Raw genomic sequence first — 16,138 nt, 5'->3', positions numbered from 1 at the left:
AATGATCCTGTGTGAGGCGCTTTAGTTCGAGCGAAGTGTGACAGTTTTTTGTAGATCGGCTTCGCTAAATTTAATTCGGCTGACCTGATCGGTGCTTTCCAATCCTTTGACCACTGCAATATTGTCGTTATAGCGCTGTTCCAGTATCTGCACATTGGCCTTGATAAGTTTATTCTGGCGAATCACCCAGACATAGGGTTTGTTCTGGATATCCTGCAGCGTATCTAGGGGAATAATCTGCCCACTGATTTGGCGTGAACTCAAAATATTGCCTTCTACAAAGGAACCGATACTTAAAGAGGGAATTGTTTCATTCGGCGTAGCAAAGAATTCGATCTGGCGACTGGCCTGATCGGCGATCGGGGAAATCCGGCTCATCACTGCAGTGAGCCGATTGGGATTGCCTTGAATGCTGTATTCGACTTGACTGCCTAGCCTTAAGTTTGATTGTAGGTCACTAGGCACGCGTGCCTGAATTTCCAGCTGTTTAGGATCAACAATTTCAAACAGGGTTTGTCCAATCGATACGGTCTGGCCAGGTTCCACCTGACGCTGGGTAATCACGCCACTGATCGGACTGGTCATGGTTCCGTCACGATCTGCTTTCTCGGCAATATCGACATTGGCTTGCTGGGCACGTACATTTTCCAGCTGTGCCTGATAATCGACCTGACTCTGTTCATATTCTACTTTTGAAATAAAGCCCTGATCGAGCAGACGCTTTTTACGTTGCATCATGTTTCGAGCCTGATTGGCCTGAGCTTGAGTAGAGGCCAGATTGGCACGTGCCTGTGCCAGTCGGGCAGCATTGTCCTGATTGTTTAGCCGTACCAGCACCTGACCTTTGGAGACGGTCTGACCGACTTGGGCATTGACACTGGTGGCGGTGGCAGACACCTGCGCCTGAATACTGCTTTGATTGACAGCCCGAATCGTGCCGGTAAACGCAGTTTTTTGAACTGAGTTGCCGGACTGTACTGCAATCAGGTCTTGAGGAATCAGTTCAATGGATGTGGGTGTTTCGGCTTGCTGTACGGGTTCATTTTTATCACAAGCCACTAATAACATATTTAAGCAAAGTGCACTCATGATCAGGAGAGAGCGCGGAGAAGGCATATTTAAACCATGAGCATGTGGTGCAGTTTGCATAAGAGTCCTTGTAGCTTACTGTGGTTTAAAACCAACACAAGCTATCTGTATTTATTCAAGTGCTTTTAAACGGGCGATAATTTTGTCGTATTCTGCTTCCAGATTTCGATAGCGACTTTGTAAAGATTGAATATTTTCTTTTTGGGAAATGAGATTTTTATGATTATTCTCAAGTGTGGTTTTCAGGTGTGCCGGTGGAGCCTTACCTTTACGTAAATATTCACGTTCTTGGCGTACAAACATCACTCGATCTTTTTGCAATTGCTTCATTTGTTCTTGCTGAAAATCAATTTGCTTTTTCAACTGTAGCAGACTGTCATTTTTTTTCTGTAAGGCGGTCTGACTATTATTGTACGCTCGCTTCAGTCTATTGTCTTCGGCGATCCGCTTGGCCTGTTGAGCACGTTGGGGAGCCTGTCTGATATCGGCTTCGGCATTATAAGGACGAGCACGTTTAATGACCTGCATATTCTGGTCAAGCGCTTCATAACCGTAACGGATATGATTGGGCGTCACATTAGTGCTGATATTGGCCACGCCTTTACTATCATAATAGCGGTACCAAGTGGCCTTTTGCTGGATTTGGTTATTGTTGGCACAAGCTAAGGTCACCTGTAATAGTAACAGCACAGCAACAATGAATTGACCAGTCATTTTATTTTTATCAATGACAGCAAGTTTTTCTGAAAACTGACCCATCATTGGCTCCCTAAATTTAAAGTTGACTAAATTACTTATTTTAAAGTAATAATCTTGTTATATTAGACTTAAATTTACGAATTAAAAACTACCGTTAGTCAAAAAAAAAACATCGGCGTGGGTAAAATGTGAAGCTGTTGTTAAAAATAACTGATTTTGTCTACTTGTGTAGAAAATGTTCGTTGATAATACAAGTGACTTTATGTTAAAAATGTTTATCGATCGTAATAAAATAATCCTATGAGCCTTATGGCATAATAGTTTCTAAAATGGGAAGGGTTAAACAAATGGACGATAAATTCCAAAATCTAAAAGTTATGGTTATTGATGACTCAAAGACCATTCGTCGTACCGCGGAAACTCTTCTTCAGCGCGAAGGTTATGAAGTGATTACTGCCGTCGACGGATTTGAAGCTTTGTCAAAAATTGCCGAAGCAAATCCAGATATCGTGTTTGTAGACATCATGATGCCGCGTCTAGATGGCTATCAAACTTGCGCGTTAATTAAAAATTCTCAGAATTACCAGAATATTCCTGTGATTATGCTATCAAGTAAAGATGGTTTATTTGATCAGGCCAAAGGTCGTGTTGTGGGTTCAGATGAATACCTGACCAAACCTTTTAGTAAAGATGAATTGCTGAACGCAATCCGTAACCATATTAGTGCTTAATATTTGATTTTTTTTTTGGGGAATTGGCATGGCACGTATCCTAATTGTGGATGACTCACCGACAGAAACTTTTCGCTTTAGAGAAATTCTTTCTAAACATGGCTTTGAGGTGATTGAAGCAGCCAATGGGGCCGATGGCGTCACCATGGCACAGGCTGAATTGCCTGATCTGGTCCTGATGGACGTTGTGATGCCGGGCGTAAACGGATTCCAGGCGACCCGTCAGATTGCGCGTGGGGCGACCACCAAACACATTCCAATTGTGATTGTCAGTACCAAAGATCAGGCCACTGACCGCGTGTGGGGCAAGCGTCAGGGTGCAGCAGACTATCTAACAAAACCAGTAGATGAAAAACAATTAATAGAAGTAATTAAGCAACACCTCAATGCAGGATAAGCTCTATGGCAGCAAATGGATTTATCGAATTGCTTCGCATTGCGAAACGGGGAAATAAAAACTACGTTTCCAATGACAATGAAGTGAACCGATGGTCGGGCATTGCTTTTGAGATGATGGGGCAATATTTTGTTGCTCCGCTGGGGGAAGTATCAGAAGTGATTTATCCCCCAAAATATACGCCGGTACCCAAGACACAAGCATGGGTGTTGGGTCTGGCGAATATCCGGGGAAGATTGTTATCCGTTTCTGATCTCACTCAATACGTATCAGGGCATAGCAGTCAGTTTTCACCGACTCAAAAAGTATTGTGCATCAACCATAATGACCAGTATGTCGGTTTGGTCGTAGATCAAGTTTTGGGTATACAACATTTCAATAAGAAAAGTTTCTTTTCGAAGAAATCTGAATTAGATGAAAACTTACAAGAATACTGTCAAGGATTTTTTCATCAGCACAACCAGCAGTGGCATGTGTTCTTATTCAGTCGTCTGTTGCAAAATCCAAATTTTATGAACGCATCTATAAAATTTATAAATTAAATGTCGCGCACGAAAGTGATCAAGGCGTCAACCGGGGAGAGGCTGCATGGGCTTTAAACTTAAAAAGAAAAATACAGGTGAAAGCACTGGCCGCAAAGGCGGTAATGCTTTTTTCACTAAGATTCAATCGCAAATAGATCAATTATCACGTGTATTTGGTGATAGTGAAAAGTCAAAACCGCTGATCTATGGGGCAGCAGGCTGTCTTTTAGCCGCACTGATCACTTTATTATATCTTTTTTATAGTGTGCCACGTAGCAACGAACTCACTCAAAGTCTGGGTGATTTACGTCTCCTCTCGCAAACGATTTCGCGCCAAGCAACTGAAGCAACCGCTTCGGGTACACCGGAGGCAATGAAAAACCTAACTGACTCGCAAAAATCTTTTGCTGAGAACCTTGAAACAGTTAAAAATATTCATTCAGATAATGAGGCGCTACAAGCTGTTGATAAACAGTGGACAGAAGTTTCTAGCGGTATTGATCTGATTACCTCGCAACAAAAAATCATTAACCAGTTATACGACACCAACATTGCCATTGGTGAAGCAATTCCCGGGATTCAGGCGGAATATAACTTGATGGTTGACCAGATGGCGCGTCAAGATATGCCATCGAGCCAGGTGGTGATTGCCAAGAACCAGGTATTTATTGCAGAACGTATTTTACGTTCAATCAGTCTGGTATTGACGGGTAGTGATGGCTCTCGTGAATCGGCGGATGACTTTAGTGCCGATACCGAAACTTTCGGCTCTTATTTAAATGCACAATTGAATGGTTCTGTTGAACTGGGCGTACAGCGTATTGCTGATCCAGCAATGCGTGAATCTCTAGAAGGTATTAAGGCTGAATATGATGAAGTACTCGAATCAGCATCAGCAATTATTCTGAAGAACTCGACTGAAATTGTAAAAGTTCGTCAGGCCGCTGCATCTATTTTTGCCCAGTCTGATGTGCTTTTAGATAACCTGAACAAATTATCAGGTAACTCAGGTCTTAAAACCGTTATTCCAGCCATCCTGTTGATTGCCTTGTTACTTGGTTTCTTGCTTTGTGTATTCAAATTGCTTTCTTTACGTGGTGTATCGGATAAGCAGCGTGTAGGCCGTTTACAAGAAGAATATGACCGTAACCAGAATGCGATTTTACGTTTACTGGATGAAATCGCCGATCTTGCAGATGGTGATTTACGTTCATACGCAACAGTATCGGAAGACTTTACCGGTGCGATTGCCGACTCGATTAACTTTGCAATCGACCAGTTACGTGACCTGGTATCGCGTATTACTGAAACTTCGCAAGAAGTTGCGCAATATACCGCGACCACACAGGGCATTACCAACCAGTTGGCTGAAGCTTCTGAACATCAGGCTCAGGAAATTGCCGGTGCTTCTGCGGCAATTAACGAAATGGCCATGTCGATTGATCAGGTATCTGCCAACGCCGATGAATCTGCTGTGGTAGCAGACCGTTCGGTACAAATTGCTGCAAATGGTGCGGATGTCGTACAACGCTCGATTGAGGGGATGGACACGATTCGTGAACAGATTCAGGAAACCTCAAAACGTATTAAACGTCTGGGTGAATCTTCTCAGGAAATTGGTAACATCGTTGCCTTGATTAACGATATTGCCGACCAAACCAACATTTTGGCATTGAACGCAGCCATTCAGGCGTCGATGGCGGGTGAAGCCGGTCGTGGTTTCGCAGTTGTAGCCGATGAAGTACAGCGTCTTGCAGAGCGTTCTGCGTCTGCAACCAAGCAGATTGAAGGCCTGGTAAAAACCATTCAGACCGATACCAACGAAGCGGTTATTTCGATGGAGCAAACTACAGCCGAGGTTGTACGTGGTGCGAACTTGTCTAAAGATGCCGGTGTGGCACTGGATGAGATTCAAACCGTATCGAATAACCTGGCGAAACTGATTGCGAACATTTCTGATGCAGCAAAACTGCAGTCTGCATCTGCAGGTCATATTGCGACCACGATGAATGTCGTACAGGAAATTACTTCGCAAACCACCAGTGCCACCTTCGATACAGCACGTTCGGTATCTGAACTGGCAAATATGGCCGATGCATTACGTGAATCTGTAGCTGACTTTAAACTACCAGAATAAAGTTAGCGATGATGGGGAGAATGTGCCTTGATTACGATTGAGGCACATTCAAAAAATACAGATAAAGCCTCGACAAGATGTACTTAACCTCAAATGTTAGGTATTGCGTGACGGTCACAATTAAGTTTGAGCGCCCTTCTTGGCGGCATAACGTAAGAAGCATAAGCTATGAAAGAAATATTAAAAAATTTAGTTGAAACGACAACGCTTCCTGAAGATAGTTATCTTGATCAAGATGCAGAAATTCTTGAAATTTTTGTTGAGGAAATCGAAGAAATCTTCGTTGAGTTAAATGCTTTATTTCCAGAATGGCTGGTCAATCCGGATCATCAGGAAAATCTGAAGACCATTCGCCGCCATTTTCATACCCTGAAAGGTTCAGGTCGTATGGTGGGTGCAAAATCGGCAGGGGAAATGGCCTGGGCAGTTGAAGATACCCTGAACCGGGTCTTGTCCGGTTCAATTCAGCTGACAGCGATGGTGCAAAAATTTGCCCAAGCGGTACTGAATGTCTATCAATATGCTTTATATCCAAAATTCAAACATGTACAGGAATTGGATCTCGACCTGCGTCCAATGCTGCTGTTGGGACAACAATTACAACAAAACCTTTCACCTGAACCTGCGTTAGAAGAATTATTAGCATTGGCCGATCATTTGACTGCCGAAGGTCAGACCACAGGGCTGGAAATTGCAGATCATGACCTAAGTGAATCTGCTGCTATTATCGAAACAGCGCCGGTAGAAGTAGCGGTTCGCACTGATATTGAAGAAACCGTGGCCATCTTCATTGAAGAAGCCGAAGAGCATCTGGAAACGATTGCCACCTTCCTGCGTACTGAAGATGAAAAATCACAAGATTATAATGCCCTGATTCGTGCCATTCATACCTTGCGTGGCAGTTCATCGATGGCGCAGATTGAACAGATTTTTGAAGCCAGCTCTAAAGTTGAACAGTTATTTAAGACCTTGTTACAAGATGAAATTGTCTCGACCTCAAAAGAAACAGCCTTACTGATTCAATATGCCGAATTTATCAGTGATTATGTGCATTTATTAGGTCAGGGGGATACCGAAAAACTAGATGCGGTCTATGCCACTTTTGAAGCAGTCTGGAGTGATTATGGCTTTGCGGTCACTGAATCAGATGCGGTTCAAACCCAAGGTCTGGTGTCCAAACTGGTTGAACTGGATATTGACCTGTTGCTCGATGCTGAGTTTGAATTCGATAAACGCGCACAAGTCGATTATCCGGAATATATCCAGGCACTGAGTCAACAGGCTGCAGAATTACTGGCGCATACTGATAGCCGCGCGGCCAAAGGAATTCATGAATTCACGGCAGATCTGAAATCGGCTTATGATGCCCTGCTTAAAAAGCCGGTGCTGTTAAACAGCAATTATGCTTATGAACTGTTTGCACAGGCACATCAGGAATTTATTCATTTATTTGATACCCTGGCTGCAGGACAGCGCGTCATTCTAAATGATGACATTCAAAAAACTTTAAGTGAACTGTCGGCATTTGTACAACAGGATCTTGAGATCTTTGCTGAAGAGACTGAAAAGTCAGGCGTTGAGCCGACCACAGATATTATCCCAACGGCTGACACCTTAACCACAGGCAGCGTAGATTTCGCTGCCTTGAGCCAGCGTATTGCAGCCGATCGTCAACAGCGCGAGAGTGCTGAAACCAACCGTGATTTCGATGAAGAACTGTTAGGTATCTTTCTGGAAGAAGCCGATGAATTGCTGGCAGGTATTGATGAAGATCTGAATACCTGGAGCAAAAAACAGGATGATACGACTTCACTGAACAATCTGATGCGTCATTTGCATACCTTAAAAGGTGGTGCAAACATGATTGCGGCTTCGCATATCGGTTTGATTGCCCATGAACTGGAAAGTATTTATGAACGGGTGATCCGTCAGCAGATTGCCGTAACACCTGCTTTAATCCAGATTGTCCGTCTGGTACAGGACAATGTGTCCGACCGTATTCAGTCCATTCGAGATGATGGCATTGATTATCCGGCGACAGAAGCGGTGGCAATTTTACAAAATATTCAGGCACTACTTTCTGGGCAAACGCTGGCTGCTGTTGAAAGCACAACTGCTGCATTCAACGTGACCGCGTTAGAGACGCTATCAACTCCTGAAGTGCCATTCGAAGAATCAGTGGCGACAGAGCAGCCTGCAATTGGTCTGGCTGAAACAGAAAAATTAGTTGAAACTGTTGAAACCCCTGGATTTACTGAAAATCAAGTTGAACGCTCTGAAGAAGATGAGCTGAAATCAATCGTTGAAGAAACCTTCCTCGAAGAGTCTGAAGAAATTCTGGCCAATGCAGAGAAGCTGCTCAATCAATGGTTTGATCAGCGTAGTGACCGTAGTTTATTACTTCAGTTACAACGTGCTGCCCACAGTATTAAAGGTGGTGCACGCATGATTGAAACTGAAGAGGTGGCCAGCATTGCCTATGAACTGGAAACCACTTTCGAGCAGTTTGCAGTTTATCAATTTAACTCGAATGCCTATGATGGCTTATTGCAGAAAACACTGGCCTGGTTAAAACAGGCAATTTTCCAGCGCGACTATAGCGGTTTTGAGCAGCTTCAAAGCAGTCTGAAAAAGATTGCTTATGTGGACGTCACTGCGCAATTGCCTGAGCGTCTGGCAAAAACAGAACATCTGGTGGTCAGTACCGACTTTGGTTTTGTTGAGGGTGATGGTACTGAACCGCCACAGATGATGGGTGAGTGGGCGAATACAGGCAGTAGCGATAGCAATAACGAGATGATTCGTATCTCTGCTGATCTGGTCGAGAAGATGATTGACCTGTCGGGTGAGAACTCGATTAACCGTTCGCGGATCGAGATGGATCTGGGTCAGCTTGGCAATACCCTGAACGAGATGGAACTGGCGATCAAACGACTTGCCGACCAGTTGCGTCGAATGGAAGGCGAGCTGGAATCACAGATTATTGCCAAACATGGTTCAGAAAATTCGCGCTATGCCGACTTCGATCCGCTGGAAATGGACCAGTATTCATCGTTGAACCAGTTATCCAAATCTCTGGCAGAATCAGCATCGGATCTGGTCGATTTCAAGAGCACCTTGGCCGACAAGATTCGTGAAACTGAAGGTCTATTATTACAACAATCGCGTATTCAGGCCGAGATTCAGGAAAGCCTGATGCGTACCCGTCTGGTGCCGTTTGACCGGATGTTGCCGCGTTTACAACGTATTGTGCGTCAAACCTCAACCACCTTGAACCGTCCTGCCGAACTGATTGTGCAGAATACTGAAGGTGAATTGGATCGTAATATTCTGGAACGTCTGGTTACGCCATTTGAACATATGTTGCGTAATGCGATTGACCACGGTCTGGAAGATACCGCAGATCGTCTGGCATTGAACAAGCCGGAAGTGGGTTCTATTGTATTGAACATCAGCCGCCAAGGAACCGATGTCATCGTTTCTTTCAGTGATGATGGCAAGGGGATCGATGCGGAGAAAATTCGTGAGAAAGCCCTCAGTCTGGATCTGATCAAAGCCGACCAGCCGATTGATCAGGATGAAATACTACAATATATCTTCCATCCTGGTTTCACTACCGCAAAAGCAGTCACCCAGATTTCTGGTCGTGGCGTTGGTCTGGACGTGGTACAAAGTGAAATCAAGTTGCTCGGCGGTCATGTTTCGGTCAGCTCGGAACTGGGTAAGGGCACGGTCTTTACGATTCGCGTACCGACGACAGTGGCCGTCAGTGATGCCTTGATGGTGAAAGCGGGCGATCAGCAATATGCAATTTCTCTGGCGCAGATTGACCGAATCGTGCGGATTGCGCCGACCACATTGGAAACTTACTTTAACAGTAAAGATGATTACTTCAAGATTGATGGTGAAAACTACAAGCTGCGTTATCTGTCGGAATTTGTCGGTACTCAGCCGATTCCACGTCTGAATAATGTCGGTCATTCATTGCCGGTGCTTCTGATTAAGGGCAACAGTGGCCAAACCATTGCCTTGCTGGTCGATCAACTGGTGGGTTCACGTGCACAGATTGTGGTGAAACCGATTGGACAGCAGTTTGCCAACATCGGGGTAGTGGCGGGTGCTACGATTCTGGGTGATGGTCAGGTCTGTCTGATTCTCGATGGCCAGAATATTGCGCGTCAGATTCAGGCGACACAGCGTGTGAAACAGATGCATGATCAGCGTGATGGTTCGCGTCATTCTAACGCACGCCGTCTGGTGATGATTGTCGATGACTCGGTGACAGTACGTAAGGTAACTTCGCGTCTGCTTGAACGTCAGGGCTATGACATTGTGACCGCCAAAGATGGTGTAGATGCGATCGAGCAGCTAGAAAATGTCAGACCAGATCTGATGCTGCTGGATATCGAAATGCCACGTATGGATGGTTTTGAAGTCACCAACCTGGTTCGTCACCATGATATTCACCGTGACTTGCCGATTATTATGATTACGTCGCGTACTGGTGAGAAACATCGTGAACGTGCATTCAGTCTGGGCGTGACCCACTATATGGGTAAACCGTTCCAGGAAGCTGAACTGCTGGCCAATATTCAACAATTAATTGCCGAAAAACAGGGGTAATCGATGAGTCAGAGCAATTCGACGAGCAAGATGGCTGATCAGATTAGCCAGCAGGAACTTCAGCATCTGATTACGGTATCGACCGGATTTATTGATGCCTATATTATTGACTGTCATGGCAAAGATCCGATGTTATTGCCACAAAACATTGTGCTGTCAGCGCTGGACAGCAATACCCAGGTCAAGACAGTGGAATGGCATGAAGCACAATTGCCAGTCTATGCCATCAATGAGCCTTCACGTCAACATGGCGTGGCATTGGTGATTGAAGGTGATGAGATCAATCAGCGTTTTGCCCTAATGTGCAATGAAATGCCGAAAACCATCCGGATTCGTATTTCTGAAGTGGTCGATGTCGATCAGCCGGTGAATGATCCTGCCATCTTTCAATATGTACGAATGAATGAACAGCTGTTTCATATTCCGAATATGACGAATATTCAGGCTACAATCGGGCTGTAATGCAAACTATTAAATATCAAAAAGGAACTCCATGGAGTTCCTTTTTTATTGCGTTATGAATTTACTTAATTGGCAAGTAAATTTACCAAAATCTGCTCATAAATTTCAGCCAGTGGCTCCAGATCGGCAATATCAACATGCTCATTGATCTGGTGGATGGTGGCATTCAATACGCCAAGTTCCAGTACCTGTGCGCCTGTAGGTGCAATAAAGCGGCCATCCGAGGTTCCACCAGAAGTAGAAAGCTCGGTTTCAGTACCGGTGACATTTAGAATAGCGGTTTTAGCTGCATTGACCAGCTCGCCGACCGGGGTCAGAAATGGCAAGCCCGACAAAGTCCAGGAAATGTCATAGTCCACACCGTGACGATCCAGAATTTCCACAGTACGTGCTTTAAGTTCTTCGGCGGTCACTTCAGTTGAATAACGGAAGTTAAATAGCAGATTCATGTTACCCGGAACAACATTGGTTGCGCCTGTACCTGAATTGATATTGGAAATCTGGAAAGTGGTTGCCGGGAAATATTCATTGCCATGGTCCCAGACGGTGTCACACAGCTCGGCAATCGCTTTAGAGGCGCTATGAATCGGGTTTACTGCCAGATGCGGATATGCCACATGGCCTTGTTTGCCTGTTACCGTGAGATTGGCATTTAAAGAACCGCGACGGCCATTCTTGACAATATCCCCCAGTTTATGGGTACTTGACGGTTCACCGACCAGACACCAGGTAATTTTTTCATTACGCGCTTCCAGGGTTTCAATGACCTTGACTGTACCATTAATTGATGGGCCTTCCTCATCTGACGTAATCAGGTAAGCAATTGAACCTTTATGATTTGGGTATTTTTCTACAAAACGTTCTGTCGCTACGATCATAGCTGCCAAAGCCGTTTTCATGTCGGCACTGCCACGACCATAAAGTTTACCTTCACGGATTTCGGGTAAAAATGGATCTGAGTTCCAGGCATCCAGGTTGCCCGTTGGCACCACATCGGTATGGCCAGCGAAACAGAAGACCGGACCTTCTGTGCCTTTGCGTGCCCAGATATTATCGACATCTTCAAAACGCATGGATTCAATATTGAAACCAATCTTTTTTAAACGTTCCGCCATAATATTCTGGCAGTCATGATCAATGGGGGTGACAGAAGGCTGACGTAATAGTTGCAGGCTTAAATCGAGAGTAGCGGAAGAGCTCATGCGGTTTTCAACAGTCGATAATTTTCTCGGCTCTATAATAGGCGAATATCGGCTTGAATGTGAACGATCGATATAAAAAAACCCTATCTGAGATAGGGTTCTATGAGCATTTAAGAAAAAACTAGTTTTGACGGATTTCGTCAGAGGTTTTTTCAGCAGTATTGGTTACCGCATCGCCCGCCTTAGACACGTCTTTGCCCATACCTTTTACGGTGTTACAGCCAGTTAATACAAAAGCCATCATTAATGAAGCAGCAAGAATTTTTTTCATCATCATCTCCGTATAATCAATAATAAAATTATTATGATGTGGAACTTAGAGTAGAAAATATACGCACTAAAAAATATGTGGTTTTCATAGTGCTTCGGTTAATAAATGTAATGCTTTATAGGGGCTTATGTGATGGATACTGGCTTAGTACCGGTTGGCGATACATATAGAAGTCATTGCGATCGATTTTTTTATAGAGACCATCCGTCCACCAGGTCGCAGTCAAACTGCTTGGCTGGGCTTGCGGATAAATCCATTCATGCCGTTGCAGGCGATAGAACGCATCTTGTGCAGCAGGAATATGCTGTCCCCATAGACCTAGGCGACGCTCGGTATTGATCCAGGTGGGAATAGGCTGGTCAGCATGATGGGTCGGCAGATACAACTGTCCCTTCATCACACAAAAACGTTTTTGAATAGAATGTGCTAAAGCTTCATCAAATTGGAACTGTTTTTGTGTGAAATGGTTCATTTTTCTGATTAAGGTATCGGTGCGGTTCAGGCCGTACCAATGCGGCAGACTAAAATCTGCTTCGGCCAGATAATATTTCAGGGCAATTTCCCAGTGTTCAACCAGTCCGGTATCGGTATTAAGGACTAGGAAATCCAGTTCACCCAAGGTTTTTGCACCCTCAATTTGCTGAATACTATGACCGAGTAGCTGATAGGGATGATAAGCATCGTCGAGTAACCAGAACCAGACCAGCATTTCAAAGCGCAGCCCCAAACGCGTGCTTTTCAGTTGCTGCACAAATTCGATTAATTCTTCTGGATGCTGATCGAGAAATTCCAAACGTGGATGATACTGGCTAAGATATTGCTGCCAAGTCTGGCTGTCATGCAGCTCAAAGCGATGTATGAGTTCAAGCTCCTCGGGAATACCGGACAGGATATTCGGACTGCCGACAGCAAATGCCAGTTGCCGTACCAGAGGATGTTGATAACGATGCCATGCTTCTACAAGATTTTGGTTTAAACTGGAAAAAGACATGGTACAACCTGTGAAAAGTGCAGAAATACAACGGACAGTATCGGAAAACGCTTTATACTACCTGAATTCTGCGGTTAGGGTTGATGTATGAAAGTGTTGTTTTGGCGGAGTCTGGTGGTGCTGTTTGTGATCCTGGGCTTTATCGGTGCAATCCTGCCGGGTATGCCAACAACGGTCTTTTTGATTCTGGCTGCTTGGGCGGCATCTAAAGGTTGGCCACAAATGGATAATTGGTTATTGAACCATCCCAAATATGGCTCGACTTTAAGAGATTGGCGGGCGCATGGTACTGTACCGCGTAAGGCCAAATGGCTGGCCAGTATCATGATGCTGATCAGCGGGATTATCATGCTGTTTACTACCGCACCCTTGGCAGTAAAAGCCTTTACCAATATCACCATGCTGATTGTGGCCATCTGGTTATGGCGACGTCCTGAACCGGATCAGGTGATGCTTCATCAAGAAACGATTCATATTGAAAAAACAGAGATAAAGTTAAAGAAAACAGAGTCAAATAAAGTAGATTCAGAGAATAACAAGTCATGAGTACCTTGCATCTGGATCAAGCAGATATCCTGATTGATCTCGCCCAACAAAAGCTGTATTTGCCACGTCTAAACAAGCAATATCTGATTTCCACTGGTAAAAATGGCATTGGTGAAACTGAAAATAGTGGCAAGACCCCACGTGGCTGGCACAAGATCGCTGAAAAGTTTGGTCAGAATGCACCTTTAAACAGTGTATTTATTGCACGTCAGGCGACGGGTGAAATTTATGATGCTGAACTGGCAGCAGAGTTTCCGCAACGTGACTGGATCTTGACCCGTATTTTATGGTTGAGTGGGCTTGAAGCCGGTTTTAATCAAGGCGAGGGCTGCGATACCTATCAACGTTATATCTATATTCATGGCACGCCAGAAACAGAAATGATGGGAGAGCCACTTTCTCATGGCTGTATTCGTATGCGTAATCTGGAGGTCGCTGAACTCTTTGACCTGGTGGGTGAGAATGCCTTGGTGTATATCTCGGAACATGCATTAGATTCAAAAATGCTGAAGGGTGTGCATACTGAATAATGAATCGATCTTTAATGTCATGTGAAAATGATTTTGTTTTTACGGGCGGGATGAGATGATTTAATACAGTTTAAGACATTTATTAATCTGATCCAGATCCTATTTTTACAGCATGAAACGGGTTGAATCATCGTCTAAAGCTAAACTTTATCGCTATTTTTCACATAAAAATAAATGACAGTTGAAAGATTACATGAACACAACGCCGAGTAATTTTAAAGCTTTGTATAATTCTTGATCGGAACTAAAGCATACTGCCTGAGTGAGTCTGAAATCTCGCAAGAGAAGACAGGAAATTTTGTTGTGATTTTCATTTTGGAAATTAAAAAATTTCGGTAGAGACTTAAAAAATAAACAAAAAGTGTTGTTTTTTTTAACAAACAACCTATTTTTTAATCACTCACACCTAAAAAGTGGAAAACATTCCGAAAAGCGTTTGACAGGCTGTGCAGATTCTCTATAATGCACCCATCAAACGATGATAGACGTTTAGAAAGGGCGCTTAGCTCAGTTGGTAGAGCGTCTGCCTTACAAGCAGAATGTCGGCGGTTCGATCCCGTCAGCGCCCACCAAGCTCTTTCATGTTGAGACCTTATAGTTGCAGCGGTAGTTCAGTTGGTTAGAATACCGGCCTGTCACGCCGGGGGTCGCGGGTTCGAGCCCCGTCCGCTGCGCCACTTTAAGATCTTGATTCTCGTTTGCCACAATAGCGACATTGTGTAAATGCAGCGGTAGTTCAGTTGGTTAGAATATCGGCCTGTCACGCCGAGGGTCGCGGGTTCGAGTCCCGTCCGCTGCGCCATTTATACAATAGACCTTTTGAGGGCGCTTAGCTCAGTTGGTAGAGCGTCTGCCTTACAAGCAGAATGTCGGCGGTTCGATCCCGTCAGCGCCCACCATAATCTTTTGCGATGCAGCGGTAGTTCAGTTGGTTAGAATACCGGCCTGTCACGCCGGGGGTCGCGGGTTCGAGCCCCGTCCGCTGCGCCATTTCAAAAGAAATTAAATTTAGGTCCCTGAGCTTAAATTTGATTAAACTAAAGATTGACACTCTTTATCAGGGCGCTTAGCTCAGTTGGTAGAGCGTCTGCCTTACAAGCAGAATGTCGGCGGTTCGATCCCGTCAGCGCCCACCAGATTCTTACGATGCAGCGGTAGTTCAGTTGGTTAGAATACCGGCCTGTCACGCCGGGGGTCGCGGGTTCGAGCCCCGTCCGCTGCGCCATCCTAAGATGAGAAGCTTGGATTCCTGAGATCTGAGTGTTCAATATACCAAGACATTCCTTGTCTTGCGTCATTAAAAACAACGCTGTTGTTTTTCTCAGGGCGCTTAGCTCAGTTGGTAGAGCGTCTGCCTTACAAGCAGAATGTCGGCGGTTCGATCCCGTCAGCGCCCACCATATCTTTCTTGCCTAAACACTGAACATTTCATAGAATTTGAAGTCTATAATAATTTGAAGGTTTCACGACGATGAGAAATCCATATCAGCGCAAGGCAGCGACCAAATCTCAAACTACATACGACCCCCAACACCTTTATAAACAGTATATTGAATCGATTGTCGCGAATGCCGGCATTTTTGCGCTTTATCAGGATGGCTGGGCTTTGTGTGCGACCCCTACTGGACAGCGTGCATTTGCTTGCTGGCACAGTAAAGGTCTGGCTCGTCTGCTGATTAAAGACAATTGGGTGAATTACGATATTCAGGAAATTGGTCTCAAGGATTTTGTAGAGAAAGTGATTCCGTTTTTACGTCAGGAAAGTACCATTGTGTCTCTTGATCTGACGCCAGAAGGGCAGAATATTCTGGTGGCACCGGAAAAATTATTACTGGATATCAAAAATTATCTGTATCAGATCTATGTGCAAAAGCCGGAACTTTTTAAAAATCCGGATATGCCTTTGCCAAGACACATTCGTTTAAATTAATTTTCT

The 16,138-nt window shown here is 44.5% G+C and carries 14 protein-coding genes and 8 tRNA genes; 17 read left to right on the top strand and 5 right to left on the bottom strand.

All coding sequences use genetic code 11. The annotated features are described in order from the left end of the window. Nucleotides 1-21 precede the first annotated feature (21 nt). On the bottom strand, nucleotides 22-1,149 hold the full coding sequence (locus FTU95_RS09040; RefSeq protein ID WP_180078230.1) for an efflux RND transporter periplasmic adaptor subunit: 1,128 nt from the start codon (nucleotides 1,147-1,149) through the stop codon (nucleotides 22-24). A gap of 51 nt (nucleotides 1,150-1,200) precedes the next feature. Then, the gene (locus FTU95_RS09035; RefSeq protein ID WP_005097852.1) at nucleotides 1,201-1,848 is read right to left on the bottom strand and encodes a hypothetical protein; all 648 of its coding nucleotides are present in this window, start codon (nucleotides 1,846-1,848) and stop codon (nucleotides 1,201-1,203) included. Between the two features lie 287 nt (nucleotides 1,849-2,135). On the opposite strand from FTU95_RS09035, the gene pilG reads away from it, so the two are divergent. From pilG to FTU95_RS09005, 6 genes are all read left to right on the top strand, one after another. Beyond that, nucleotides 2,136-2,519, top strand: a complete 384-nt coding sequence (gene pilG / locus FTU95_RS09030; RefSeq protein WP_005097851.1) for a twitching motility response regulator PilG — start codon at nucleotides 2,136-2,138, stop codon at nucleotides 2,517-2,519. Nucleotides 2,520-2,547: 28 nt separating this feature from the next. After that, the gene (locus FTU95_RS09025; protein ID WP_005097847.1) at nucleotides 2,548-2,916 is read left to right on the top strand and encodes a response regulator; all 369 of its coding nucleotides are present in this window, start codon (nucleotides 2,548-2,550) and stop codon (nucleotides 2,914-2,916) included. A gap of 5 nt (nucleotides 2,917-2,921) precedes the next feature. Beyond that, complete coding sequence (locus tag FTU95_RS09020; protein ID WP_005097846.1) at nucleotides 2,922-3,458, top strand: chemotaxis protein CheW; 537 nt, start codon at nucleotides 2,922-2,924, stop codon at nucleotides 3,456-3,458. Nucleotides 3,459-3,504: 46 nt separating this feature from the next. Further along, on the top strand, nucleotides 3,505-5,577 hold the full coding sequence (locus tag FTU95_RS09015) for a methyl-accepting chemotaxis protein (protein WP_005097845.1): 2,073 nt from the start codon (nucleotides 3,505-3,507) through the stop codon (nucleotides 5,575-5,577). A 168-nt stretch (nucleotides 5,578-5,745) separates the two neighbouring features. Then, nucleotides 5,746-10,200 carry an Hpt domain-containing protein gene (locus FTU95_RS09010; protein ID WP_180078228.1) on the top strand — a complete coding sequence of 1,485 codons (4,455 nt, stop codon included), beginning with the start codon at nucleotides 5,746-5,748 and terminating at the stop codon, nucleotides 10,198-10,200. Between the two features lie 3 nt (nucleotides 10,201-10,203). Further along, nucleotides 10,204-10,662, top strand: a complete 459-nt coding sequence (locus FTU95_RS09005; RefSeq protein ID WP_005097843.1) for a hypothetical protein — start codon at nucleotides 10,204-10,206, stop codon at nucleotides 10,660-10,662. Between the two features lie 65 nt (nucleotides 10,663-10,727). On the opposite strand, the gene dapE is transcribed toward FTU95_RS09005, so the two are convergent. The 3 genes from dapE to FTU95_RS08990 all read right to left on the bottom strand — a co-directional run bounded on the left by dapE (nucleotide 10,728) and on the right by FTU95_RS08990 (nucleotide 13,126). Next, entirely contained in the window at nucleotides 10,728-11,864 is a 1,137-nt protein-coding gene (gene dapE / locus FTU95_RS09000; protein WP_180078226.1) for a succinyl-diaminopimelate desuccinylase, read from the bottom strand. 121 nt (nucleotides 11,865-11,985) lie between these two features. After that, nucleotides 11,986-12,138: an entericidin A/B family lipoprotein gene (locus FTU95_RS08995; protein WP_004280704.1), complete on the bottom strand. Its 153-nt coding sequence runs from the start codon at nucleotides 12,136-12,138 to the stop codon at nucleotides 11,986-11,988. A gap of 112 nt (nucleotides 12,139-12,250) precedes the next feature. Beyond that, nucleotides 12,251-13,126: a DUF1853 family protein gene (locus FTU95_RS08990; protein WP_005097841.1), complete on the bottom strand. Its 876-nt coding sequence runs from the start codon at nucleotides 13,124-13,126 to the stop codon at nucleotides 12,251-12,253. Between the two features lie 87 nt (nucleotides 13,127-13,213). On the opposite strand from FTU95_RS08990, the gene FTU95_RS08985 reads away from it, so the two are divergent. The 11 genes from FTU95_RS08985 to FTU95_RS08935 all read left to right on the top strand — a co-directional run bounded on the left by FTU95_RS08985 (nucleotide 13,214) and on the right by FTU95_RS08935 (nucleotide 16,132). Further along, nucleotides 13,214-13,672: a YbaN family protein gene (locus FTU95_RS08985; RefSeq protein WP_005097835.1), complete on the top strand. Its 459-nt coding sequence runs from the start codon at nucleotides 13,214-13,216 to the stop codon at nucleotides 13,670-13,672. Then, the gene (elsL, locus tag FTU95_RS08980; protein WP_100357888.1) at nucleotides 13,669-14,202 is read left to right on the top strand and encodes a cell wall-recycling L,D-carboxypeptidase ElsL; all 534 of its coding nucleotides are present in this window, start codon (nucleotides 13,669-13,671) and stop codon (nucleotides 14,200-14,202) included. The genes FTU95_RS08985 and elsL overlap by 4 nt, the downstream gene beginning before the upstream one ends. 496 nt (nucleotides 14,203-14,698) lie before the next feature. Next, nucleotides 14,699-14,774: transfer RNA gene (locus FTU95_RS08975), tRNA-Val, on the top strand. Between the two features lie 28 nt (nucleotides 14,775-14,802). Then, nucleotides 14,803-14,879: transfer RNA gene (locus tag FTU95_RS08970), tRNA-Asp, on the top strand. Nucleotides 14,880-14,927: 48 nt separating this feature from the next. Beyond that, nucleotides 14,928-15,004: transfer RNA gene (locus FTU95_RS08965), tRNA-Asp, on the top strand. Between the two features lie 21 nt (nucleotides 15,005-15,025). Next, nucleotides 15,026-15,101 (top strand) — tRNA-Val (locus tag FTU95_RS08960). A gap of 14 nt (nucleotides 15,102-15,115) precedes the next feature. Continuing rightward, a tRNA-Asp gene (locus FTU95_RS08955) sits at nucleotides 15,116-15,192 on the top strand. 70 nt (nucleotides 15,193-15,262) lie between these two features. Next, nucleotides 15,263-15,338: transfer RNA gene (locus FTU95_RS08950), tRNA-Val, on the top strand. A gap of 12 nt (nucleotides 15,339-15,350) precedes the next feature. Further along, a tRNA-Asp gene (locus FTU95_RS08945) sits at nucleotides 15,351-15,427 on the top strand. A gap of 99 nt (nucleotides 15,428-15,526) precedes the next feature. Then, nucleotides 15,527-15,602 (top strand) — tRNA-Val (locus FTU95_RS08940). Nucleotides 15,603-15,673: 71 nt separating this feature from the next. Further along, the gene (locus FTU95_RS08935) at nucleotides 15,674-16,132 is read left to right on the top strand and encodes a DUF2750 domain-containing protein (RefSeq protein WP_005097833.1); all 459 of its coding nucleotides are present in this window, start codon (nucleotides 15,674-15,676) and stop codon (nucleotides 16,130-16,132) included. The last annotated feature ends 6 nt before the right edge of the window (nucleotides 16,133-16,138 follow it).

It is taken from the genome of Acinetobacter sp. YH12208 (assembly GCF_013418055.1).
Taxonomy (GTDB): Bacteria; Pseudomonadota; Gammaproteobacteria; order Pseudomonadales; family Moraxellaceae; genus Acinetobacter; species Acinetobacter pseudolwoffii.
This window is presented reverse-complemented; position numbering and strand designations above follow the sequence as displayed.

Excerpts from the sequence above, each read along its gene's own strand:
- FTU95_RS09040 (WP_180078230.1), bottom strand. The coding sequence starts at position 1,149 with ATGCAAACTGCACCACATGCTCATGGTTTAAATATGCCTTCTCCGCGC.
- FTU95_RS09035 (WP_005097852.1), bottom strand. The coding sequence starts at position 1,848 with ATGGGTCAGTTTTCAGAAAAACTTGCTGTCATTGATAAAAATAAAATG.
- pilG (WP_005097851.1), top strand. The coding sequence starts at position 2,136 with ATGGACGATAAATTCCAAAATCTAAAAGTTATGGTTATTGATGACTCA.
- FTU95_RS09025 (WP_005097847.1), top strand. The coding sequence starts at position 2,548 with ATGGCACGTATCCTAATTGTGGATGACTCACCGACAGAAACTTTTCGC.
- FTU95_RS09020 (WP_005097846.1), top strand. The coding sequence starts at position 2,922 with ATGGCAGCAAATGGATTTATCGAATTGCTTCGCATTGCGAAACGGGGA.
- FTU95_RS09015 (WP_005097845.1), top strand. The coding sequence starts at position 3,505 with ATGGGCTTTAAACTTAAAAAGAAAAATACAGGTGAAAGCACTGGCCGC.
- FTU95_RS09010 (WP_180078228.1), top strand. The coding sequence starts at position 5,746 with ATGAAAGAAATATTAAAAAATTTAGTTGAAACGACAACGCTTCCTGAA.
- FTU95_RS09005 (WP_005097843.1), top strand. The coding sequence starts at position 10,204 with ATGAGTCAGAGCAATTCGACGAGCAAGATGGCTGATCAGATTAGCCAG.
- dapE (WP_180078226.1), bottom strand. The coding sequence starts at position 11,864 with ATGAGCTCTTCCGCTACTCTCGATTTAAGCCTGCAACTATTACGTCAG.
- FTU95_RS08995 (WP_004280704.1), bottom strand. The coding sequence starts at position 12,138 with ATGATGAAAAAAATTCTTGCTGCTTCATTAATGATGGCTTTTGTATTA.
- FTU95_RS08990 (WP_005097841.1), bottom strand. The coding sequence starts at position 13,126 with ATGTCTTTTTCCAGTTTAAACCAAAATCTTGTAGAAGCATGGCATCGT.
- FTU95_RS08985 (WP_005097835.1), top strand. The coding sequence starts at position 13,214 with ATGAAAGTGTTGTTTTGGCGGAGTCTGGTGGTGCTGTTTGTGATCCTG.
- elsL (WP_100357888.1), top strand. The coding sequence starts at position 13,669 with ATGAGTACCTTGCATCTGGATCAAGCAGATATCCTGATTGATCTCGCC.
- FTU95_RS08935 (WP_005097833.1), top strand. The coding sequence starts at position 15,674 with ATGAGAAATCCATATCAGCGCAAGGCAGCGACCAAATCTCAAACTACA.